At 66.5% G+C, this 23,281-nt stretch carries 15 protein-coding genes; 8 read left to right on the top strand and 7 right to left on the bottom strand.

Annotation, left to right across the window (positions count from 1 at the left end):
• Positions 1–30: 30 nt before the first annotated feature.
• From gcvPB to gcvT, 4 genes are all read right to left on the bottom strand, one after another.
• Complete coding sequence (gene gcvPB, locus JF515_RS16645) at positions 31–1,503, bottom strand: aminomethyl-transferring glycine dehydrogenase subunit GcvPB (protein WP_203105586.1); 1,473 nt, start codon at positions 1,501–1,503, stop codon at positions 31–33.
• Positions 1,500–2,864: an aminomethyl-transferring glycine dehydrogenase subunit GcvPA gene (gcvPA, locus tag JF515_RS16640; protein WP_203105585.1), complete on the bottom strand. Its 1,365-nt coding sequence runs from the start codon at positions 2,862–2,864 to the stop codon at positions 1,500–1,502. The genes gcvPB and gcvPA overlap by 4 nt, the downstream gene beginning before the upstream one ends.
• A 154-nt stretch (positions 2,865–3,018) precedes the next feature.
• The gene (gcvH, locus tag JF515_RS16635) at positions 3,019–3,405 is read right to left on the bottom strand and encodes a glycine cleavage system protein GcvH (RefSeq protein ID WP_203105584.1); all 387 of its coding nucleotides are present in this window, start codon (positions 3,403–3,405) and stop codon (positions 3,019–3,021) included.
• 94 nt (positions 3,406–3,499) lie between these two features.
• The gene (gcvT, locus tag JF515_RS16630; RefSeq protein WP_203105583.1) at positions 3,500–4,594 is read right to left on the bottom strand and encodes a glycine cleavage system aminomethyltransferase GcvT; all 1,095 of its coding nucleotides are present in this window, start codon (positions 4,592–4,594) and stop codon (positions 3,500–3,502) included.
• 244 nt (positions 4,595–4,838) lie between these two features.
• On the opposite strand from gcvT, the gene JF515_RS16625 reads away from it, so the two are divergent.
• The 4 genes from JF515_RS16625 to JF515_RS16610 all read left to right on the top strand — a co-directional run bounded on the left by JF515_RS16625 (position 4,839) and on the right by JF515_RS16610 (position 10,133).
• On the top strand, positions 4,839–5,363 hold the full coding sequence (locus JF515_RS16625; protein ID WP_203105582.1) for a sigma-70 family RNA polymerase sigma factor: 525 nt from the start codon (positions 4,839–4,841) through the stop codon (positions 5,361–5,363).
• On the top strand, positions 5,360–6,310 hold the full coding sequence (locus tag JF515_RS16620; protein WP_203105581.1) for a FecR domain-containing protein: 951 nt from the start codon (positions 5,360–5,362) through the stop codon (positions 6,308–6,310). Before JF515_RS16625 ends, JF515_RS16620 begins: the two co-directional genes overlap by 4 nt.
• Before the next feature lie 148 nt (positions 6,311–6,458).
• The gene (locus JF515_RS16615; RefSeq protein WP_203105580.1) at positions 6,459–8,834 is read left to right on the top strand and encodes a TonB-dependent receptor; all 2,376 of its coding nucleotides are present in this window, start codon (positions 6,459–6,461) and stop codon (positions 8,832–8,834) included.
• Between the two features lie 3 nt (positions 8,835–8,837).
• Positions 8,838–10,133: a PepSY domain-containing protein gene (locus JF515_RS16610; RefSeq protein WP_203105579.1), complete on the top strand. Its 1,296-nt coding sequence runs from the start codon at positions 8,838–8,840 to the stop codon at positions 10,131–10,133.
• A gap of 114 nt (positions 10,134–10,247) precedes the next feature.
• Here the strand turns inward: JF515_RS16610 and JF515_RS16605 are convergent, their stop codons facing one another.
• Both JF515_RS16605 and JF515_RS16600 read right to left on the bottom strand, forming a co-directional pair.
• Positions 10,248–13,331, bottom strand: a complete 3,084-nt coding sequence (locus tag JF515_RS16605) for an Ig-like domain-containing protein (protein ID WP_203105578.1) — start codon at positions 13,329–13,331, stop codon at positions 10,248–10,250.
• An 11-nt stretch (positions 13,332–13,342) separates the two neighbouring features.
• Entirely contained in the window at positions 13,343–14,704 is a 1,362-nt protein-coding gene (locus JF515_RS16600; protein ID WP_203105577.1) for an outer membrane protein transport protein, read from the bottom strand.
• Positions 14,705–15,349: 645 nt separating this feature from the next.
• On the opposite strand from JF515_RS16600, the gene JF515_RS16595 reads away from it, so the two are divergent.
• The gene (locus JF515_RS16595; RefSeq protein WP_203105576.1) at positions 15,350–17,002 is read left to right on the top strand and encodes an L-lactate MFS transporter; all 1,653 of its coding nucleotides are present in this window, start codon (positions 15,350–15,352) and stop codon (positions 17,000–17,002) included.
• Positions 17,003–17,105: 103 nt separating this feature from the next.
• On the opposite strand, the gene JF515_RS16590 is transcribed toward JF515_RS16595, so the two are convergent.
• Complete coding sequence (locus tag JF515_RS16590; protein ID WP_203105575.1) at positions 17,106–18,188, bottom strand: substrate-binding domain-containing protein; 1,083 nt, start codon at positions 18,186–18,188, stop codon at positions 17,106–17,108.
• Between the two features lie 88 nt (positions 18,189–18,276).
• Between JF515_RS16590 and JF515_RS16585 the strand changes: the two genes are divergently transcribed.
• The 3 genes from JF515_RS16585 to fdhF are packed head-to-tail and all read left to right on the top strand — an operon-like array spanning position 18,277 to position 23,281.
• Entirely contained in the window at positions 18,277–18,831 is a 555-nt protein-coding gene (locus tag JF515_RS16585) for a formate dehydrogenase subunit gamma (protein ID WP_203105574.1), read from the top strand.
• Complete coding sequence (locus JF515_RS16580; RefSeq protein ID WP_203105573.1) at positions 18,828–20,384, top strand: formate dehydrogenase beta subunit; 1,557 nt, start codon at positions 18,828–18,830, stop codon at positions 20,382–20,384. The genes JF515_RS16585 and JF515_RS16580 overlap by 4 nt, the downstream gene beginning before the upstream one ends.
• Positions 20,378–23,281 (top strand): formate dehydrogenase subunit alpha, encoded by a 2,904-nt coding sequence (gene fdhF / locus JF515_RS16575; protein WP_203105572.1) that lies wholly within the window; start codon positions 20,378–20,380, stop codon positions 23,279–23,281. Before JF515_RS16580 ends, fdhF begins: the two co-directional genes overlap by 7 nt.

Raw genomic sequence — 23,281 nt, 5'->3', positions numbered from 1 at the left:
AACGACTAACTAACCCTTAAAACCCCACCATCACTCACCCCAAACCAAATCCAACTCCTTCGCCGCCTTCACATCGTCCAGCCGGCGCACGGGCTGGGTGAACGGCGCCTGGGTGACGGTCTCGGGGTCGGTGTTGGCTTCGTTGAGGATCTGCTCCATGGCGTCGACGAAGTCGTCCATGGCTTCCTTGGTTTCGGTTTCGGTGGGCTCGATGAGGAAGCATTCGGGCACCAGCAGCGGGAAGTAGATGGTGGGGGCGTGCTGGTTGTAGTCGAGCAGTCGCTTGGCGATGTCGAGGGCGGTGACGTGTTGGTCCTTGGCCAGTTTGGCGAAGGTGAGGATGAATTCGTGGCTGGCGCGGCGGTCCGGGTAGGCGGGCTGGCAGCCGATGGCTTCGAGGCGTTTGAGCAGGTAGTTGGCGGCGAGGGTAGAGTATTCGCCGACGCGGATCATGCCTTCGCGGCCGAGCACCATGGCGTAGAAGTAGGCGCGCAGGAGGACGCCGGCGTTGCCCATGAAGGCGCTGAGGTGGCCGATGCTGGTGGGCAGGGTGTCGGTGTCGATCCAGTGGTAGTCGCCAGATTCTTCGTCCTGCCCGGCCATGGGGGTGGGCAGGTAGTCGAGCAGGCGTTGGGAGACACCGACCGGGCCGGCGCCGGGGCCGCCGCCGCCGTGGGGGGTGGCGAAGGTTTTGTGCAGGTTCATGTGGATGACGTCGAAGCCCATGTCGCCGGGGCGCACTTTTCCGAGGATGGCGTTGAGGTTGGCGCCGTCGTAGTAGAGCAGGCCGCCGGCGTCGTGGACGGCTTTGCTGATGGCTTCGATTTGCCGTTCAAAGACGCCGCAGGTGGACGGGTTGGTCATCATCAGGCCGGCGGTTTGCGGGCCGCAGGCTTCCTTGAGGGCTTCCAGGTCCACGTCGCCGTCTTTGTTGACGGGGACTTCGCGGACTTTGTAGCCGCACATGGTGGCGGTGGCCGGGTTGGTGCCGTGGGCGGCTTCGGGGATGAGGATTTCGGTGCGGGCGTCGTCGTTGCGGGCTTCGTGGTAGGCGCGGATCATGGCGACGCCGGCGAATTCACCCTGGGCGCCGGCCATGGGGGCCAGTGACACGCCTTTCATGCCGGTGACTTCCTTGAGGAAGTCCTGCAGTTCGTACAGGCACGCGAGGTAGCCCTGGCTGTGGGTGGCCGGGGCGAGCGGGTGCCGGTTGAGGAAGCCGGGCAGCATGGCCGCGCGGTTGGCGCCGCGCGGGTTGTATTTCATGGTGCAGGAGCCGAGCGGGTAGAACTGCTTGTCGATGGCGAAGTTCTTGGTCGACAGGTTGGTGTAGTGGCGCACCACTTCCAGCTCGCCCACTTCCGGCAGGCCGGGTTTTTGCTTGCGGCGCAGGTGCGCGGGGATGGCGGCGAGTTGGTCTTCACTCACGGGCTTGGGCGCTTGCGCGGTGGCGCTGCGGCCGGGACGGGAGTGTTGGAAGATCAGCGTGGTTTCGTTGCTCATGCCAAAACCTCCTTCATCGCGGCCACAAACAGATCAAGGTCGCCTTCGGTGTGGACTTCCGTGGCGTTCACCAGGATCGCGTTCTTCATCTTGAAGTCCTTGGCGAGGCTGAGGCCGCCGAGGATGTCTTTCTCAGCAAGACGGGCGAGCACGCTGTCGGCGTCTTGCGGCAGCGTGAGGGCCACTTCGTGGAACACCGGGGCGGTGAAGGCGCGTTCGACGCCGTCGAGGGCGCAGAGTTTGTCGGCCAGCTTCTGGGTGTTGGCGTGGCAGTGGCCGGCGACGCTGGCGAGGCCGTCGGGGCCGAGCAGCGAGGTGTAGATGGTGGCGGCGGTCATGGCCAGGCCCTGGTTGGTGCAGATGTTACTGGTGGCCTTGGAGCGGCGGATGTGCTGCTCGCGGGCTTGCAGGGTGAGGGTGAAGCCTTGCTTGCCTTCCAGGTCGATGGTGCGGCCGATGATGCGGCCGGGCATTTGGCGCACGTGTTTCTGGGTGCAGGCCATGAAGCCGAAGTAGGGACCGCCGGAGCTGAGCGGGATGCCCAGGGGCTGGCCTTCGCCGACCACGATGTCGGCGCCCTCGCCTTCCGCGCCCCATTCGCCCGGGGGCGTGAGCAGCGCCAGGGACGTCGGGTTGACCACGGCGATCACCAGCAGGCCGTTGGCGTGGGCCCAGTCGGTGAGGGCGTCCACGTCTTCCAGGCTGCCGAAGTAGTTGGGCTGGCTGATCACCAGGGCGGCAAAGTCCTGGCCTTCATGTTCTTTCAGACCGTCCACCAAGGTCTGGCCGGCGTCGTTGCAGAACGGCACGGACACCAGCTCCACGTCCTGGTTGCGGACGATGGCCTCGCAGGCGCTGCGGTAGCGCGGGTTAAGCGCCTCCGGCACCAGCACCTTGCGGCTTTTCGATTTGCGGTTGGCGCGCAGGCTCATGAGTACCGCTTCGGCCAGGCCGGAGGCGCCGTCGTAGACCGAGGCGTTGGAGACGTCCATGCCGGTGAGGCGGGCGATCAGGGTCTGGTATTCGTAGATCACCTGCAGGGTGCCCTGGCTGGCTTCCGCCTGGTACGGCGTGTAGGCGGTGTAGTACTCGCCCCGCGTCGCGATTTCCCATACCGCCGCCGGGATGTGGTGCGCGTAGGCGCCGCCGCCGATAAAGCTGAGGGCGAAGCGGTCCTGTTCGGCGCGCTCCGCCATCAGGCGGGTCACTTCCATCTCGCCGCGCCCTTCGGGCAGGGCGTCGAGGGCGTGGCCGGCTTTCAGGTGGGCGGGGATTTCATCGAAGAGCTGTTCGATGCTGTCGGCGCCGATGGCCGCCAGCATGGCTTGGACGTCGTCTTCGGTATGGGGGATGTAGGGCATGGGAGGCGTTACCGGATGGTTAGGTGGTCAACGGAATGGTCACGACGGTTAACGACGGGCCGGACGCTTGACGCCGGACGCAAGACGCTCAGGACGGCGGTGTTTGCGTCCGGCGTCAGGCGTCCAGCGTCAGGCGACGCGGCCCAAGCCGCGTCTATTCGCTGTCGATCTGTTCCTGGTACTGGTCGGCGGTGAGCATTTCTTTCAGCTCGCCGCTGTCGGCCATTTTGATCTTGAACAGCCAGCCGCCGGCGTAGGGTTCGTTGTTGACCAGCTCGGGCTCGTCTTCCAGGGCCTCGTTGATGGCGATGACTTCGCCGGAGACCGGGGCGTAGATGTCGGAGGCGGCTTTCACGGATTCGACCACGCCGGCTTCGTCGCCGGCGGCGAACACCACGCCCACTTCGGGCATTTCCACGAACACCAGATCGCCCATGGCGTCCTGGGCATGGTCGGTGATGCCGACCACGGCCACGTCGTCCTCGACGCGGACCCATTCGTGGCTGTCGCGGTAGCGCAGTTCGGCAGGAATCTCGCTCATTGTTTTCTCCTTTAAAGACGCTTGCGCGCTGGCACGCTTCACGCTGGCACGCCCAAAAGCGTGGTGCGTGCAAGCGTGTAGCGTGCCAGCGTGTTCACACGGGTTTATAAGAACTCTGGCCTTTTTTCACAAACGGCGGCTTTACCACTTGAGCCACCAATCGCTTGTTGCGTATCTCCACCTCCACGGTGCCGGTGGTGCCGGCGGGCAGGCGCGCCAGGGCGATGGCCTGGCCCAGGGTCGGCGAGAAGGTGCCGCTGGTGGTCTCGCCTTTGCCCTCCCCATTTTCAGAGTGCGTGTGCACGGTCTGGTGGGGGCGCAGCACGCCTTTGTCCTGGAGCACCAGGCCGCGCATGACCGGATGGTCCCGTTCTTTGTGCCGTTCCAGGGCGCGGCGGCCGACGAAGTCCCGCTCGGCGTCGTCCAGGGCGACGGTCCAGCCCAGGTTGGCTTCCCACGGGGTGATGTCGTCGTCCATGTCGTTGCCGTAGAGGTTGAGGCCGGCTTCCAGGCGCAAGGTGTCGCGGGCGCCCAGGCCGATGGGCCGCACGCCGGCGTCGAGCAGGCGCTGCCAGAGCTCCGGGGCCTTGCCGCCGGGCAGGATGATCTCGGCGCCGTCCTCGCCGGTGTAGCCGGTGCGGGCGATCAGCCATTCGCCGACGGTCTCGAAGCCGAAGAACGGCATCTCGCGGACCGCCTTGCCGGCGGCGTCGCAGAGCTGCTGTTCGAGGATGGCGCGGGCCTCGGGGCCCTGCACGGCGATCATGGCCAGGTCCGGGCGTTCGCGGATGTCCACGGCGTAGCCGCCGGCCTGGCCTTCCATCCAGTCCAGGTCCTTGTCGCGGGTGGCGCAGTTGACCACCAGACGGAACTGGTCGGCGCCTTTATAGACGATCAGGTCGTCCACCACGCCGCCGCGCTCGTTGAGCATGCAGGTGTAGAGGGCACGGCCCTCGCCCACCTTGTCGATGTCGTTGGCGAGCAGGTGGCGCAGGTAGGCGCGGCTGTCGTTGCCGGCCACATCCACCACGGTCATGTGGGAGACATCGAACATACCGGCGCTCTGGCGCACGGTGTGGTGCTCTTCGAGCTGGGAGCCATAGTGGATGGGCATGTCCCAGCCGCCGAAGTCCACCATCTTGGCACCGGCGGCGAGATGGGCGTCATAAAGGGGTGTGCGATGACCCATGGGAATGCGGGCTCCAGGTCCGTGGGCCGGGGCGGCGGGGCGCCGAATCCGACCCATTGATTGTCAGGGGTGAAGGATAACGGACGCGGGCCACGGCGCCTAGGCGGGGACTGACCGGGCGGTCGCCTCCGCCGGCGGGTTTCCTGCTTGTTCTTGCGCCGGCGTTCATTCGCGAATAGTTCTCGTTTATACTGCCCGCCGCCACAGTTCGCCCTTTATTTTCCTGCTCCGGGAGCGTGACGCCATGCGGTCCGCCCAATCCCGCCAACGGGATGCCTTGGATGCCCTTTACCGGGACCATCACCGCTGGTTGCACAATCTGTTGCGCAGCCGTTCCGGTTGCAGCGAAACCGCCGCCGACCTGGCCCAGGATACCTTTCTGCGGCTGCTCAGCCGCGATCAGGATCCGTTGGGGCTGACCCACCCGCGCGCCTATCTGGGGCGCATTGCCCGGGGCTTGCTGGCCAACCATTGGCGCCGCCGGGATATCGAACAGGCTTACCTGGAGGCACTGCGCCAGCGGCCGGAAGCGCTGGCGCCGTCCCCCGAGGAGCACCACCTGGTGATGGAAACCCTCTATGAGGTGGACGCCTTCCTGGTCTCTTTGCCGGACAAGGCCCGGCGGGTATTTCTGATGTCGCGGCTTGATCGTTTGCGCTATGCCGAGATCGGCGAGCGGCTGGGCATCTCCGAGCGTATGGTGAAGAAGTACATGGCCCGGGCCACGCTGCAGTATCTGCGCCTGGACAACCGGGGCGACGGGCGGTGAGCGGGAGCGACCCGGCCCTGCCCGACGAGGTACTGGCCGAGGCGGCGGAGTGGTTCGCCACCCTCGGCGACGAGCCGGTGTCCGAGGCCGAGCGCCAGCGCTGGCGGGCCTGGTTGGCGGCCAGCGAGAGCCACCGGCGCGCCTGGCGGCGTCTGGCGGATCTGGACCGGCGCCTGGGCACCCTGCCCGCCGCGCCCGCCCGCCGTGCATTGTCGGCGGCGGGCCGGAGCCGGCGCCGCTTTCTCAAGGGCGGCGCCGGGCTGGCGGTGCTCGCCGCCAGCGGTGGCCTGGCCTGGTCCCGGGCGCCGCTCTGGCGGGCGGATCTGCGCACCACCGTGGGCGAGATCCGCGAGCAGCCCCTGCCGGATGGCGGCCGCCTTTGGCTCAACACGGACACCGCCGTGGACCTGGATTACAGCGCCGACCACCGCCGCCTGCGCCTGCTGGCCGGGGAGGTGCTGATCGAAACCGCCGCCGACCCGCGCCCGTTCACGGTACTCACCGCCGCCGGGGCGGCACGTCCCCTGGGCACCCGTTTCGGCGTGCGCCTCACCGACACCGGCACCCGGGTGGCGGTGTGGTCCGGTCGGGTGGCCCTGGCCCCCGCCGACGCGCCGGGGCGCGGTGCCGTGGTGGCCGCCGGCCAGCAACGCCACTTCGACGCCCGGCATTGCGCGGCGGCCACGCCGCTGGCCGGCCACGGCGGCGCCGGCTGGGAGCGCGGCATGCTGGTCGCCGACGATCGGCCCCTGGGGGAATTTCTGGAGGAACTGTCCCGCTACCGGCGCGGCGTCATTCATTGCGACCCGGACGCCGCCGGGCTGCGCCTGGTGGGCAGCTTCCCCCTGGCGGACACCGGCCGGGTGCTGCGCTCCCTGCCCGAGGCGCTGCCGGTGGATGTGACCTTTCTGACGCCCTGGTGGGTGTCGGTGTCCCGGGCCGGTTGATGGCTGGATAGCGGGGGATCGCAACTGAAGCGGTACGCCGCCCGGTCGCTCCTACGGATCAATATTGGTGCTGTGGTTCCCCTTTTTGGGTTTCACGGGGCTGGGTCCTTGAACCCTTTCATACGAATCCGGAAAAAAGGATCGCCCCATGGCGTTACGTCCATTGTCCCGCTCCTGGCCCCTGCTGGGAGCCTTGTTGCTTGCCTCGCCGTTGCAGGCGCAGACCGCCGCCACCGTCGCCGCGCAAACCCAGGCCCGTGATTACGCCATCGAGCCGGGGCCGCTGAGCACGGTATTGTCCCGCTTCGCCGGCGAGGCCGGGCTGCTGCTGTCCGCCGACGGTGAATTGACGCGCGGCAAGCAAAGCCCCGGCCTGCGCGGCCGCTACACGGTGCCGGCGGGCCTGGAGCAACTGCTTGAAGGCAGCGGCCTGCGCTACCGGCTCACCGACGACGGCGGGCTCACCCTGGAGCCCGTGGGCGAGGGCCACACCCTGGCGCCGGTGGCGGTGACCGGCACCGCCCAGAGCCGCTACGAAAGCCGCTACGCGGACAGCGCCCTGCGTCTGCCCAAGGACGTGGCGGACGTGCCGCGCAGCCTGGACGTGATTCCCGAGCAGTTGCTGCTGGACCAGCAGTCCCGGGAGCTGGCCGAGGTGTTCCGCCTGGCCCCCAACGTGACCGTCAGCGACGGCTACGGCGGCACCCGGGAGCACGCCGTGGTGCGCGGTTTCGCGCGCAACGACAACTTCTACCGCAACGGCGTGCCGTTCGTCACCGACAGCCGCATCGACCCGGCCACCGTGGACAGCATCCAGATTCTCAAGGGCCCGGTGGCGGACATCGGCCGCATGGCGCCCAGCGGGCTGATCAACATCCAGACCAAGCAGCCCTCGTTCCAGCGTCAGGGTTCGCTCTCCACCGCCTTCGACGAGCACGGCCAGCGCCGCTTCACCGCCGACACCACCGGCCCGGTGGCCGGCAGCGACACCTTTGCCTACCGCGTTACCGGCTCACTGGAAGACAGCGAGACCTTCCGAGATACCAATGTGGACCGCAAATTCCTGTCGTCCTCGTTGCTGTGGCAAACGCCGTCCGGCTTCCGCCTGTCGGTGAACCATGAGTATTCCGAGGACCAGCGCGAGATCGACCGGGGCCTGGTGACGGTGCCGGTCGGTGGCGACCGCCGGCGGGTGGCCGACGTGGACCGGGACGCCCGCTACGACGGCAACGTGAAAAACGAGCGTGACGAGCACTACCAGCTGGTGCAGATCGACAACCTGCTGCCGCTGGGTGGCAGCGGCTGGGATCTGGACAGTACCCTGTTTTATTCCCGCGAGGGCGGTGACGATGTGCGCGCCGAGGTGGTCAACGTGTCCGACAGCGGGGTGCTGACCCGGCGCATGGGCAGCAACGAGAACCGGGAGCGGCGTTCCGTGTTTCTGCGCTCGCAGTTGATCGGCTCGCTGCCCACCACCCTGCCGGTGGACCTGGCCGCCGGGGTGGAATACCGCCGCGAAACCCATGAGTGGGAGAACTACACCGGTGCGCTGCAAACCGGGGGCACGGTGAACGATCCCGATGCCTTCGATCTGGTCAACGACATCGGCACCCCGCAAAACGGCCTCTATTTCGATACCGAGGTGCAATCCCAAGGCGTGTTCGCGCTGGCGGATGTGGCCCTGCTGCCCTCGCTCACCGCCACCCTGGGGCTGCGTTACGAGGTGTTCGAAACCGACTTCCACCGCCGTGATCTGCTCGCCGGCGGCGTCACCGACGCCCGATCCGGCGACCAGAACAAGCTCACCAAGGGGCTGGGGCTGATGTGGTCGGTGACCCGGGATCTCAATCTGTACTTCAATTACGCGGACACCTTCGAGCCGCAGAGCATCTTTATCGGCCAGACCCGGGTGGCCGAGGCGGACCCTCGGGAAGGCCGCCAGTACGAAGTGGGCGCCAAGTGGCACCTGCTCGATGACCGCCACTTCCTGACCGTGTCGCTGTTCGATCTGGAAGAAGACAACGTGGTGCAGTTCGAGAATGGCGAGCCGGTGCTGAACGGCGGCCAGACCTCCCAGGGCGCGGAGGTCTCGCTGGTGTCCAACCCGGTGGACGGCTTCAACCTGCGCGCCGCCGTGGGCGTGGTGGACGCCGAGCAGGTCACCAATGACGACGATGACGGCAACCGCCCGGCCAATGTGCCCACCACCACCGCCAGCCTGTGGGCCAGCTACGAATTCCAGACCGCCGCGCGGCCGCTGCGGGGGCTAGGCCTGGGCGGCGGCGTCTCCTACGCCGGCGATCGCTATGGCGACAGCGCCGGCAGCTTCGAGATGGACGGCTACACGGTGCTGGATGTGGGCGCCTGGTATTACCTGCCGCTCAGCCAGCGGGAACGGCTGCGCTTTGATGTGGGCGTGAAGAACCTCGCCGACGAGGAATACTACAGTGCCTCCGGCGGCTCCTACCGGATCTCGGTGGGCAACCCGCGCACCGTGTTCGGCGGGGTCAAACTGGAATTCTGATCGGTGGCTTCCCTGGCGCGAACAGCATTCCGGGTGCACAGCTTCACCGGCGTGATCACCGGTTTACTGCTATTCATACTGTGCTGGAGCGGCACCTTCGCGGTGATCGCCCATGAACTGGACTGGCTGGCCACGCCCGCCGCCCGGGCGCAGGCGGCGCCGGGTCCCGACAACTGGGCGGCCTGGGAGGCCGGCGTGCACGCCTACGCCCCGGACACCCGGCTGCTGGGGTTGCGCGCGCCGCTCAATGACCACGGCGCCGCCCAAGCGATGATCCAGCGGCCCGATGGCAAACGGCGCCTGCTGTTCATCACGCCGGCCACCGGCCAGGTGCAGGGCGAGGCGAGCCCGTTCACGGTGCAGCGCTTCTTCCGGGAGTTTCACCGCAGCTTCTATATTCCCACGCAATGGGGCACCTATCTGGTGGCGGCGCTGGCGGTGACGCTGCTGGTGTCGCTGGTGGCCGGGCTGCTGTTCTACCGGCGCTGGTGGCGGCGCTTCTTTTCGTTGCGCTGGCGGCGCGGGCCGGGCCTGTGGAGCGAGCTGCACAAATTCGTGGGGCTGTGGAGCCTGTGGTTCGTGCTGATCATCGGCGTCACCGGCCTGTGGTACGGCGTGGAGCGGGCGCGCCTGGATATGGGCGACGGTCTGTTCGCCTACGCCGGGCCCACGGCAATGGCGGCCCACCGTATTGCCGAACCCGACAGCGATCCGTCACGGCCGCCGCTGTCGGTGGCGGCGCTGGTGGACCGGGCACGGGCACTGCGCCCGGCTCTGCGCCTGACCACGGTGATCCCCGGGCCGGACCGTTTCTACGCCGAGGGCGAGGCCGATGACCTGCTGGTGCGGCCGCGCGCCAACCTGATCTATCTGGACGCGCGCAGCGGCGCGCCGCTGTACAGCCAGAACGCCGGCGATCTGCCCGCCTACTGGCGCTGGTCGGAGACCGCCGACCCGCTGCACTTCGGCGACTTCGCCGGGCTGCCGGTGAAGCTGCTGTGGTTTGTGTTCGGGCTGCTGCTGTGCGGTTTGATTCTCACCGGCACCTGGATGCATGCGCGTCGCCTGGCGCGCTCCGAGCGGGCCCGGGAAAAGCACCGCTGGCGGGGTACCGGGGCGGCGGTGGTGGTGTCGTTGCTGGTGGTGGTGGCGTCGGTGCCGCTGGCGATCCACCAGGTGCGTCTTGAGTATGGTGGTTTTCCGCCGTTGCAAAGCGGTGTGATGGCGGTGGTGCTGGGGTGGGTGGCGCTGACCGTGATACTGCTGGCCGGATGGGGATGGAGCCTGAAGCGGCGCTGAGTGGTCGCGGCTGAAGCGGTTCCTACGGTGGGTTGGCGTGGTGCCGGCGATGATCGCGGCTGAAGCCGCTCCTACGGGGTTGTAGGAGCGGCTTCAGCCGCGATGCCGGGCCGATCAGTTCTTGATCGGCGCGGAGACGTAGTTGAGGAACACCCCGCCTTCGGGGATGCCGAGGGTCATGCTGGCGGCCCGCAGCACACCGGCGTCGTCCAGGCTGATGCCCACTTCCACGTCCTGCTCGACCTGATTGCGTTGCTCGATCTGCAGGCGGCCGTCTTCCAGGAAGGTGACGTCACCGACCAGATGCAGGCTCAGCGGATAGCTGTAGAGGTCGTGGGAGAGCGGCAAGCCGGCGGCCGTGGGCTGCAGGTACGGCGCCGACAGGTAAATGTCCAGGTTGGTCTCGAAAATCGGACCGTCCGGGGTTTCGCGAATCCAGCCCGTGACCGGCTGGGTGCGGTTGCCGTTGCCGTCGTCCTCATAGCGGATACGCATGATCTGCGGCCCCGTGGCGATGGTTTCCTTGATCGGGATAATCGCCAGCAGGATCTGCGCGTAGACGTCCACGGTGGAGGTCTTGAGCAGCGTCGGGTAGATGTTCACCTTCACCGCGTCCTCGTCCGCGTCGTAGCCGAGCACCTGCACGTCCAGGTCGGCGGTGACGTGGATGAACTTGTCCGCCGGGCAATCGTCATCGCTGTAGTCGCAACCGACCCGCGCCTGTAGCAGCAGCCCGCCGGTGTCCTTCACGAACAGTTCGGTGCTGTTCGCTGGCGGCGGAAATTCGCCGGAGCCGGCCGGGCTTTCCTGGGCCTGGGGCTCGCTGTCCTGGTGCACGAAGTCGTGGTTGGTGTCGTTCACCGGCAGGTTGCGCAGTTCCTGGAAGACGTTGTTGTCCGCCGGGGCACCGGTGAAGTAAAGCTCCAGGTTGGGCCCGCCCATGTCGTCGTCCGGGGCTTCCAGCACGGCGGTTTGCAGGGGGCCGTTGTCCTCGGTGCAGATGGCCGCGCCGCTGGTGCAGTCGTCGACGCTGAAGTCCTGGTTCTCGGACATCAGCACGTAGCGGTAGGTGGCGCCGTCTTCCCAGGGCTGGTCCGGGGTGAAGGTGATCTTGCGACCGGCGTATTCCAGCTCACCGGGCACGGTGTCCAGGCAGGTGTACTGGGTGCGGCTGTTGCCGTCCACGGTGCCCTGGGGGGCCTGGCCGGGCTCGGCGATTTTCTCCACGCGGAAGCTGCCGGTGTCGCAGGTTTCACCCACCTGGATGCTCTCTTCCAGCATGGTCTGGGAGAACTGCACCACGATGGGCCGCTGGCCGGGCATGGGCATCACCGGCATGTGATCGTCGTCGCCCTCGCCGCCCCGGCACTGGCCGTGGTCGCCGGCGGCGATGTCCCAGGTGGTTTTGTCCGCCGCGCAGGGGAAGCCCGGGTAGGTGGTGGTGGCGATGGCCGGGTGGCCGCTGCCTTCATAGGTCGGCATGGTGAAGGTGCGGGTGAACGGCTGAGTCGGATTGCCGGCGGTGTCGGTGATGCCGTCGGTGACGCCGATTTCATAGCTGGTGCCGTAGGCCAGCGGCTGCTCCGGCTTGATGACGATGGAAACGCCATCCAGGTAATAATCGAACGGCACCGCCACGCCGCCGGCGGTGAGCGTGAGGTCGGTACCCGGCGCCACGGACATCGGGTCCAGCGGTTCATCAAAGGTCAGGATGATGGGGTCGCCGGGGCGCTGCTTACCGAGCTCGTCACCGGGCATCCAGGTGGCGATCTGCGGCGCATCCAGGTTACGCGGCTGCTCCGGCGCGCTTTCCTGGTCCGGGTAGGATTCCATGTGGAAGCTGAGCATGCCGTAGGCGTTCTCGACGCCCAGCACGCGCGGCTCGACCATGCCCACGGCGTCCACCACCAGGCTGCCTTTTTCCAGGTCGGTGAAGGCATAGCCCACCAGTTCCACTTGCAGCAGGTTCTGGTTGAAGGCGCCGTTGGCCTTCTGGGTCTTGGTGTCGAAGGCCACGTCCATGGTCAGGCGCAGTTGCTTGGGCGCGCCGGCGTCATCGGAATAGGGATTCGGCAGCAGGTAACCGTTGGCATCGGACAGGAAGGTGACGGTGACATCGCCGGAATCAAAACCGGCGGGCACCGCGCCACCGATGTTCACGTCCAGCGGGTCGCCGCTGAGCAGTGAGCCGCGCGGGATGCGCAGCGGCGTCTTGTCCGGGAAATTGGGCGCGAACGCCAGCTCCGCGTACACATCGCCCTGCTGTTTGGAGACGGTGTTGTCACCCAGCAGCTTGGCCACCAGGGGCACGCAGTTGATGGCGTCGCCGGTGATCGGCGAGGTGCGCACGCCATCGTCCAGGCAACCCAGCTGAGTGTCCGCCGGGTCGGCCTTCTGGGCCAGCATGGAACGCGGCGTGGTGTCCCGGGGCATGAACTCCCGGGTGTAGGCGGGCAGCGCCTGGCCTTTGATGTTGCGGACCTGGTTGGTCAGCGTCAGGGTCAGGGTAGTGCCGGCCTGAACCGGCTCCACCTGGTCCTCGCCACCTTCGCTTTGTGGTGTGGGGTCGATGGTGATGTAGCGGCCATCCACCAGCAGCGTGGCGGGAATCACCTCACCATTCTGGGTCAGGGAAATGGTCTGGCCGTATACCAGCGAGTCCGGGTCCACCGGTTGCGAGAGCCGCAGGTTCACCGAGGAGAAGTCCAGGAAAGGTACCTCGGCGTCGTCCGGGTTAACGCTCACCACCTCGAAGCTGTCCTCGCTGCTGCGCAACTCGAACGGGCCCTGCAGGGCCGGGCGGGTGGTGAAGTTGAGTGCGTCACCGGGCAGCGAGGGCTCGCCGTTGTCGGTGCGGATGTCGTTAAGCGTCAGCGTGTAGTCGCTCTTCAGCGCCAGCGGCTGATCCGGGGTGAGCACGGCGCTGAGCCCGCCGTCGACGCTGGCCACGCTGAACGATACCGGCCCGTCCGGGCCTTCCAGGGTAAAGTTGCCGGCGTCCACTTCCACCGGCTCGGAGAAGCGCACCACCACCGGGGCGCGGGGCGCCACGTCCCGTTGCCCTTCATAGGGGTAGGTGTAGAACACCTCGGCTTCCACCCAGGTGTCGAAGTCCACGCTCTGTTCGCTGCCGCCACCGCCGCCGCAGGCTGCCAGTGTCAGTGCCATGCCGGCGAGCAGGAGTTTTTTTGTGATCATGTCCCGCCTCCTCAGAATTTCAGGGTCACGGCGCCGGTGATGACGTTCACATCACCGTCCGCTTCCACGGTTTCATAGGGCTGAGGGTAGCTGGAGGAGCGGGTGTCGTAGAGATCGAACTTACGCGGCTCCAGCTTCTGGTATTGATAGGCGATGTCGAAGCGCACCGGGAAGGAGAAGAAACGGGTGCGTTCGTACTTGGCGGTCAGCCCCAGGCCGACGATCCATTTGTCGGTGTCCAGGTAGTTCACATTCAGGGAGGCGTTGGATTTCAGCGGCGACTCGCTGTAGGCGACACCGCCGGTGACCGCGAAATTCTTGTTGATCTGGTATTCGGCGCCGACGCGCGGGATGACGATGTCCTGGAATTCCAGGATGCCGACGCCATCGTCGTTGGCCACCGCCTGGTCCTTGATGGTGTCACCGTCGAACTCGTCGGCGAGATCGGACCACTGCTGCATTTCCACGCTGGCGCCCACGCGCAGGCGGCCGGTGTCGTAGAGCACGCCGGCGGAATAGATATTGGGCTGGTAGGAATCCAGGGTGGTCACCGCCAGGGACAGGCCCGGTTCGTCGATGACGCCGGGGATCACGGTGTTGGCGTCCACGGTGGTGTTGGTGTTGGAGTAGCCACGGAACGCGAACGCGGTCTCGAAGCCGTCGTACCAGCACTCGCCGTCAGGACAGAAGGTCTCGCCCAGGTCCATGGTGACACTCAGGGTGGGCCGGATTTCCGGTTTGGCGGAGACATCCAGTTTTTCGTATTCGGTTTCGCCGGCCAGGTTGGTGTAGGCACGCAGCTCCGCGTCGGACTGCAGGGTGATACGCGCGGAGGCGCCCACGTCGATGCCCCGCCACAGCTGGGTAGCACCGCCCAGGCTCAGAAACAGAGGCTGGCGACCGTACTCGAAGAACTGGCCCTCCCGGGACGTTTCCGATTCGAAGGCGAGCATCTCCTCGCCGTATTTTTCGATGCCGATCATCACGCCCAGGTAGAGCGGATGGTTGAAGCGGGTGAGGTTGGAGAGGTTCGACTTAAGGCCGATCAGGGTGTGCTGGGAAGGGGAATCCTGTAGCACGTCGCCGCGCCGGATCGGTGCCGCCGCGCCGCCCAGGCTGTCCACGCGCAGTTCGTGCTCGGCGTGCAACAGACCCATGGTGAGCTCACCCCGCGGGTCCTTGGCCAGGTAGGCCGGGTTGTAATACACCGAGGAGACCTTGGTGTTGAACATGGACAGCGCCTGCGCGGAGGCCACGTCGGTGGGCAGCACACCATAGGTGGTGCCGATGTTCCCCATGCTCGCGAAGGCGTTGCCGGCGGTTCCCATGACAAGCGCCAGGGCCGCGCCCTGGACGATCTTGTTGTTTTTCATGCTGGACATCTCCGTTAGGCCGTCGGGAGCAACGGCACTTTATTATCGAATTCGCCCCGGTACAGGCGTTCACATCAGGGCGGCGAAGTATGGGCTACCGAAATCGTACTAAACACCACCAACTGCAACGTTTGGTGCACTTTTGTTAACCACTTCCGGTAGTCAAAACCTTTTACTGATGCCGCTTTAATAAGCTAATAGTTAAGTATCGTTCCGGGCCTTCCCGGCCTTCGCCGGACGGCGCGGCGTGCGGTCTGAGCCGCGCCATTGGCGGCGTCGGCGGGGCAACCGTCTTGTACTGCTCAAGCTTCGATTGTGAAAAACCGTCAGCCGATGGGAAACATAAACTTTGTAAAAACAGGGTGAAGAATTGCAGCGTTGCGTGCCGCCCGGCAACACCGCGAGAACAACCGTTAGCCGCTTTGAGGACGCCCGTGCACAACAATAAGTCAGCGCGACTCAACGGGCGGGACAGCTTATGAAGACGAAGTCATAAGACTTTCGGAGCGTTGCCAACGGCTGGTGATTCATCTTGCCTTCGTTGTTCGGTATAAACCCCGATGAAGCAACGCGGAACAAATAGGTTTACCTATTCATAAGTGGCCCTCGGGCCCAAAATAAGACGAACAACAGCAGGAGGGTTATATGGACGGCATTACCGAAGAGGGCTCACGCGCCAGCGGCGCTTCCCGACCCGGATTCCTCAGCCGCGAACGCACCATCGCGGGACCTCAATTCAACCGCTGGCTGGTACCCACCGCCGCACTGGCCATTCACCTGTGTATTGGCATGGCCTACGGCTTTTCGGTGTTCTGGCTGCCGATGAGCCACGAGATCGCCAACCCGCCGGCGAGCTGCGGCGACATCGGCCTGATGCAGGCGCTCACCACCACCACCTGCAACTGGACCGTTACCCAGGTGACCTACACCTTCGGCATCTTCATCGCCATGCTCGGTGTGTCGGCGGCGATCTGGGGTGCCTGGCTGGAACACGCCGGCCCCCGCAAGGCCGGCTTCATCGCCGCCCTGTGCTGGGGTGGCGGCATGATCCTCGGCGGCGTGGGCGTGATGGTGCATCAGCTGTGGCTGGTGTATCTGGGCGCCGGCGTGCTCGGCGGCGTGGGCCAGGGCCTGGGCTACATCACCCCGGTCTCCACCCTGATCAAATGGTTCCCGGACCGGCGCGGCATGGCCACCGGCTTCGCCATCATGGGCTACGGCGGCGGCGCCATGATCGGCGCGCCCCTGGCGGTGTGGCTGATGGCGCGCTTCAGCGCCGACGGCGGCACCGGCGTGGCGCCCACGCTGATGACCATGGGCGTGATCTACGCCATCGTCATGAGCTGCGGGGCGTTCGGTTTCCGGGTGCCGCCCAACGGCTGGAAGCCCGAGGGCTGGCAGCCCAAGGAAGAAGACGGCAACGCCATGATCACCCAGGGCCATGTGCACCTGAACAAAGCCTGGAAGACCAAACAGTTCTGGCTGATCTGGGCGGTGCTGTTCCTCAACGTGACCGCCGGCATCGCGGTGATCTCCATGGCCAGCCCGATGCTGCAGGAAGTGTTCGGCGGCATCCTGGTGGGCGTGGACGACCCCAACGCCACGCTCACTGAGGCGCAACTGGCAGCGGTGGCCGCCGCAGCGGCGGGCCTGGTGGGCCTGATCAGCCTGTTCAACAGCCTGGGCCGGCTGTTCTGGGCGTCGCTGTCGGACAAGATCGGCCGCAAGAATACCTACTTCTGCTTCTTCGTGATCGGCATCGTCGTCTACAGCCTGCTGCCCACCTGGGGCCACCTGGGCATGGCCGGGCTGTTCGTGATTTCCATCTGCGTGATCCTGAGCATGTACGGCGGTGGCTTCTCCACCGTGCCCGCCTATCTGGCGGACATCTTCGGCACCCAGATGGTGGGCGCCATCCATGGCCGGCTGCTGACCGCCTGGAGCGCCGCCGGCCTGGTGGGGCCGCTGATCATCGGCGCCCTGCGCGACGCCCAGTTGGAAGCCGGTGTGGACCAGGCGCTGGTCTATGACCGCACCCTGTACATCATGGCCGGGCTGCTGTTCGTGGGGCTGATCTGCAACGCCCTGGTGCGACCGGTGCACGACGACCACCACATGGACGAGGAGGAAGTGGCCCGCGAGCGGGCTCTGCAGCACGACAGCGGCGTGGCCGCCAACGCGGAGACCGCCGCGCGCGGCAGCTTCGGCGTGGGTGGCGTGCTGTGCTGGCTGGGGGTGGGCGTGCCCTTCCTGATCGGCCTGTACATCGCCATCGCCAAGGCGGCGGCGTTGTTTTAGGGGTCGGTTATCGCGACTAAAGTCGCTCCTACCGCTACCTGATACGCCATGCGCATATCGTTTTCGGTAGGAGCGACTTCAGTCGCGATCCGGCCGGGCCGGGCTATTCGGCCCGGTCGCTGGCGAGCAGCTCCTCGAAGGTACAGATCTCCCCGCAGCGGTCCGGCGCGTAGCCGGGCAGCCGGTCGATCTCGGCGAGGAAGTCCGGCGAGCGCATCAGCGCCAATAGCTGGCGCATGTTGTGGTTCTCCAGGCGGTCCCGGTGACACACCAGCAGATAATGCTCGGTGGCCAGGTTGACGAAACCCAGGCCGAACTGGCGCGCCGCCGCTTCCACGCCGAAGCCGGCATCGGCCATGCCGGCGGCCACGTAGGCGGCCACCGCGGTGTGGGTGAACTCCTCCTGGTCGGTGTCATGGATCGCCGCCGGGTCCACGCCCTGCTCTTCCAGCATCAGGTTGAACAGGGTGCGGGTGCCGGAGTGCCGGTCCCGGTTGATGAACCGCACCGAAGGATCGGCCAGGTCCGCCAGCCCCTCGAAGCGACGTTCGCTATCAGCGCGCACCATCAGGCCCTGCTCCCGGGTCACGAAACGGATCACCCGCAGGTTGTCCAGATCGAGCCGGTCCTGATACAGGGCCATGATGCGCTCCGCCCGCCTCGGGCTGGCCGGGAAGTGGAAGCTGGCCAGGTCGGATTCGCCCCGCGCCAGGATGTCCAGGGCGTGGGCCGGGTTGGTGTACTGCAGATCCAGCTCCACCCGGTCGGAAAACTCCGGCAGCAGCGCCACCGCGTAGCCATGGCTGGCGTGCAGGCGCAGCACCGGGTGCTCGCCGGCCAACAATTGTTGTAACTGGGTGTTGAGCTCCGAGGCCAGGCTGTCGAGCTGGGGTCCCAGCCGCGCCTTCACCCGCTGCTCGGACCACAGCAGTTTTTCGCCCAGGGCGGACAACCGGGTGCCCTGCCCTTTACGCATCTCCACCAGAGGCAGGCCGAAGAAGTCGGCGGCCCGATTGAGCAGGTTCCAGGCGTGGCGGTAGGAAATGCCCGCCGCCTTGGCGGCCTGGGTAAGCTTGCCGGATTCATGGACGCCGTTGAGCAGGCGGAAAATAACCGGCTCGAACAGCTCGCCCTGGTCGGTGCGAAACACCCAGGCCGGGGCGATGTGGAGCTTCTTTTTAGGCATTGTCGTTCATATTTATTGGGGTTATCGGGAGTGTTAATTTCAAGGGTCACGCTGTGAGAGCGACAAAAATTTAGGATCGGTTATTCATATGTATAAGCACAATAACCCGTCCGCGGAAGGGCTGTCCACGCCACCGCCGGATGACCAGCCACAGAGCCAGCCGGAGCAAATCCAGCAAGCCGTGGACTCCCTCAAGGACCAGCCCGGCGCCATGCTGCCCATTCTGCACGCGATCCAGGATCGCCTCGGCTACATTCCCGATGCCGCCGTGCCCATCATCGCCGAAGGCCTGCGCCGCACCCGCGCCGAGGTGCACGGCATCATCAGTTTCTACCACCACTTCCGCACCCACCCCGCCGGTCGCCGCGTGATCCAGGTGTGCCGCGCGGAAGCCTGCCAGGCGGTGGGCGCCCGCGCTCTGGAAGCCCACGCCAAGACCAGCCTGGGGGTGGACTACCACCAGACCAGCGCGGACAACGAATTCACCCTGGAGCCGGTGTACTGCCTGGGCAACTGCGCCTGCGGCCCGTCCATCCGGGTGGGCGACGATGTGCACGGCCGGGTGACCCCGGCGCGCTTCGACGCCCTGGTGGAGGAACTCACCACCAGCGTGGTAAGCCTGCGGGGAGGGATGAAGCCATGACCGTCACCGTCTACGTACCCCGTGACACCACCGCTTTGTCCCTGGGCGCCGACCCGGTGGCGGCGCGCATCGAGCAAGCCGCCACCGAGCGCGGTGTGGAACTGAAGCTGGTGCGCAACGGCTCCCGGGGCCTGTTCTGGCTGGAGCCGCTGGTGGAAGTGGCCACGCCGGCAGGCCGCGTGGCCTACGGCCCGGTGACGCCCGAGGACGTGCCGGCGCTGGTGGAAGCGGGCCTGTTCGAAGGCGGCCAGGAGCATGAACTCGCCCTGGGCCTCACCGAGGACATCCCCTACCTGAAGAATCAGCAGCGCCTGACCTTCTCGCGCATCGGCATCACCGATCCGCTGTCCCTGGATGACTACACCGGCCTGCGCGGCTTCGAGGGCTTGAAGAAAGCGCTCACTCTCGACGGCCAGGGCATCATCGACGAGGTGAAAGCCTCCGGCCTGCGCGGCCGGGGCGGCGCCGCCTTCCCCACCGCCATCAAATGGCAGACGGTGCACGACGAACCGCCGGGCCAGAAGTACATCGTCTGCAACGCGGACGAAGGCGACTCCGGCACCTTCGCCGACCGGCTGGTGATGGAGTGCGACCCGTACATGCTGATCGAGGGCATGACCATCGCCGGCCTGGCGGTGGGCGCCACCCAGGGCTACATCTACCTGCGCTCGGAGTACCCGCTGGCACAGAAAATCTTCAATGAAGCCCTGCGGCGCGCCTACGCGGCGGGCTATCTGGGCGAGAACATTCTCGGCAGCGGCCGGCACTTCGATCTGGAAGTGCGGCTGGGCGCCGGCGCCTACATCTGCGGCGAGGAAACTTCCCTGCTGGACAGCCTGGAAGGCAAACGGGGCATGGTGCGCGCCAAGCCGCCGCTGCCCGCCATCCAGGGCCTGTTCGGTCGGCCCACGGTGGTCAACAACGTGCTGTCCCTGGCGGCGGTGCCGTTCATCCTCGACCAGGGCGGCCAGACCTACGCCGACTACGGCCAGGGCCGCTCCCTGGGCACCCTGGCCCTGCAACTGGCCGGCAACGTGAAGCGCGGCGGCCTGGTGGAACTGGCCTTCGGCACCACCCTGCGCACTCTGATGGAGACGTTCGGCGGCGGCACGCTCAGCGGCCGACCGCTGAAGGCGGTGCAGGTGGGCGGCCCGCTGGGCGCCTACCTGCCGGAGAGCCAGTGGGACAGCCCCATTGATTACGAAGCCTTCGCCGCCTTTGGCGGGGTGGTGGGCCACGGTGGCGTGGTGATGTTCGACGACAGCGTGGACATGGGCGAGCAGGCCCGCTTCGCCATGGAATTCTGCACCGTGGAGTCCTGCGGCAAGTGCACGCCCTGCCGGATCGGCTCGGTGCGCGGCGTGGAGGTGATCGACCGCCTGCGCGCCGGTGAGGACCGCGATGCCAACCTCGAACTGCTTTCCGAGCTCTGCGAAACCATGGTGGACGGTTCCCTGTGCGCCATGGGCGGCATGACGCCGTTCCCGGTGCAGAGCGTACTCAAACATTTCCCGGACGACCTGACCCGCTCCCGTGGAGGTGCGCCATGTTGAATTATTACGACCCCAGCCAGCATCGCCCCAATCCCAACCAGGATCTGGGCACGCCAGCCCGGCTGTCCGAAAAACAGATCGCCCTGACCATCGACGGCCTGGAGATCAGCGTGCCGGAAGGCACCTCGGTGATGCGCGCCGCCGCCCTGGCCGGCATCACCATTCCCAAGCTGTGCGCCACCGATAACCTGGAAGCGTTCGGCTCCTGCCGGCTGTGCGCGGTGCAGATCGAGGGCCGGCGCGGTTACCCGGCCTCCTGCACCACGCCGGTGGCGGAAGGCATGGACGTGACCACCCAGAACGGCAAGCTGGCCAAACTGCGCCGCAACATCATGGAGCTGTACATCTCCGACCACCCGCTGGACTGCCTGACCTGCCCGGCCAACGGTGACTGCGAACTGCAGGACATGGCCGGCGCGGTGGGCCTGCGCGAGGTGCGCTACGGCTTCGAGGGCGCCAACCATCTGGACGCCCCCACCGACGACTCCAACCCCTATTTCAGCTTCGACGCCAGCAAGTGCATCGTCTGCTCGCGCTGCGTGCGCGCCTGCGAGGAAGTGCAGGGCACCTTCGCGCTGACCATCGACGGCCGCGGCTTCGACTCCAAGGTGGCCGCCGGGCAGGACGAGGACTTCATGGACTCCGAGTGCGTGTCCTGCGGCGCCTGCGTGCAGGCCTGCCCCACCTCCACGCTGATGGAGAAGAGCGTCATCGACCAGGGCGTGCCGGAGCACAGCGTGGTCACCACCTGCGCCTACTGCGGCGTGGGCTGCTCGTTCAAGGCGGAGATGAAAGGCGACCAGCTGGTGCGCATGGTGCCCTACAAGGGCGGCGACGCGAACCACGGCCACTCCTGCGTGAAAGGCCGCTTCGCGTTCGGCTACGCCACCCACAAGGACCGCATCAAGACGCCGATGATCCGCGACTCCATCAACGAGCCGTGGCGGGAAGTGTCCTGGGAAGAGGCGATTCAATTCTCCGCCCGGCGCCTCAAGGAGATCCAGGCGAAGTACGGCCGCGAAAGCATCGGCGGCATCACCTCCTCGCGCTGCACCAACGAGGAAACCTACCTGGTGCAGAAGCTGATCCGCGCCGCCTTCGGCAACAACAACACCGACACCTGCGCGCGGGTGTGCCATTCGCCCACCGGCTTCGGCCTGAAAACCACCCTGGGCGAATCCGCCGGCACCCAGACCTTCGATTCGGTGATGAAGGCGGACACCATTCTGGTGATCGGCGCCAACCCCACCGACGCCCACCCGGTGTTCGGCTCGCAGATGCGCCGCCGACTGCGCCAGGGCGCCACCCTGATCGTCGCCGACCCGCGCCGCATCGACCTGCTGAAAACGCCCCACGGCGGCCGCATGCTGCACCTGCCGCTGCGCCCGGGCACCAACGTGGCGCTGATCAATTCCCTGGCCCACGTGGTGGTGTCCGAGGGACTGGAAGACCAGGCCTTTATCGAGGCGCGCTGCGAGTCCGGCGCCTACCAGGCCTGGCGCGACTTCATTCTGGAAGAGCGCAATTCGCCGGAAGCCCTGGAAGCGGTCACCGGCGTGGCCGCCGAAAAAGTCCGCGAGGCGGCCCGCGCCTACGCCGAGGTGCACAACGGCGCCATCTACTACGGCCTGGGCGTCACCGAGCACAGCCAGGGTTCCACCATGGTGATGGGCATCGCCAACCTGGCCATGGCCACCGGCAACATCGGCCGCGAAGGTGTAGGCGTGAACCCGCTGCGCGGCCAGAACAATGTGCAGGGCTCCTGCGACATGGGCTCCTTCCCCCACGAACTGCCGGGCTACCAGCACGTGGCCGACCCGGCGGTGCGCGACCGCTTCGAGGCGGTGTGGAAGGTGAAGATCGACGACGAGCCGGGCCTGCGCATTCCCAACATGTTCGACTCGGCCATCGCCGGTACCTTCAAGGCGCTGTACGTGCAGGGCGAGGACATCGCCCAGTCCGACCCCAACACTCAGCACGTGCAGGCGGCGCTGACCAGCCTGGACTGCCTGATCGTGCAGGACATCTTCCTCAACGAAACCGCCAAGTACGCCCATGTGCTGCTGCCGGGTTCCACCTTCCTGGAGAAGAACGGCACCTTCACCAACGCGGAACGGCGCATCAACCGGGTACGCAAGGTGATGCCGCCGGTGGCCGGCAAGGAAGACTGGGAAGTAACCCAGGAGCTGGCCAACGCCCTGGGCTACCCGATGAATTATTCGCACCCGTCCGAGATCATGGACGAGATCGCCCTGCTCACGCCCACCTTCACCGGCGTCAGCTATGCCCGGCTGGAGGAACAGGGCAGCATCCAGTGGCCCTGCAATGACGAGCACCCGGACGGCACGCCGACCATGCACGAGGTGGACTTCCCGATCGGCAAGGGCCACTTCGCGGTCACCGAGTACGTGCCCACCGAGGAACGCACCACCCGGCGCTTCCCACTGCTGCTCACCACCGGCCGTATTCTCAGCCAGTACAACGTGGGCGCGCAGACCCGGCGCACCGCCAACAGCCAGTGGCACGACGAGGACGTGCTGGAGATCCATCCCAGCGACGCCGAGCTGCGCGGCATCCGCGACGGCGACTGGCTGGGCGTGTCCAGCCGCGTGGGCCACACGGTGCTGCGCTGCCGCATCAGCGACCGCATGCAGCCCGGCGTGGTCTACACCACCTTCCACCATCCCGGCAGCGGCGCCAACGTGATCACCACGGACAGCTCCGACTGGGCCACCAACTGCCCCGAGTACAAGGTTACGGCGGTGCAGGTGGAGAAGGTGTCGCAGCCGTCCCAGTGGCAGCAAAACTTCCAGGACTTCGACCGCCGTCAGAAGGACTACCTGGAAAACGCCGGGGCCGACGCCACCGTCGACGAACCGGCGCCGATGGGCAAGTGA

The sequence above is a fragment of the Alloalcanivorax marinus genome (genome assembly GCF_016785095.1).
Taxonomy (GTDB): Bacteria; Pseudomonadota; Gammaproteobacteria; order Pseudomonadales; family Alcanivoracaceae; genus Alloalcanivorax; species Alloalcanivorax marinus_A.
The sequence above is the reverse complement of the archived record's forward strand: the minus strand, read 5'-3'. Positions and strand labels throughout refer to the sequence as shown.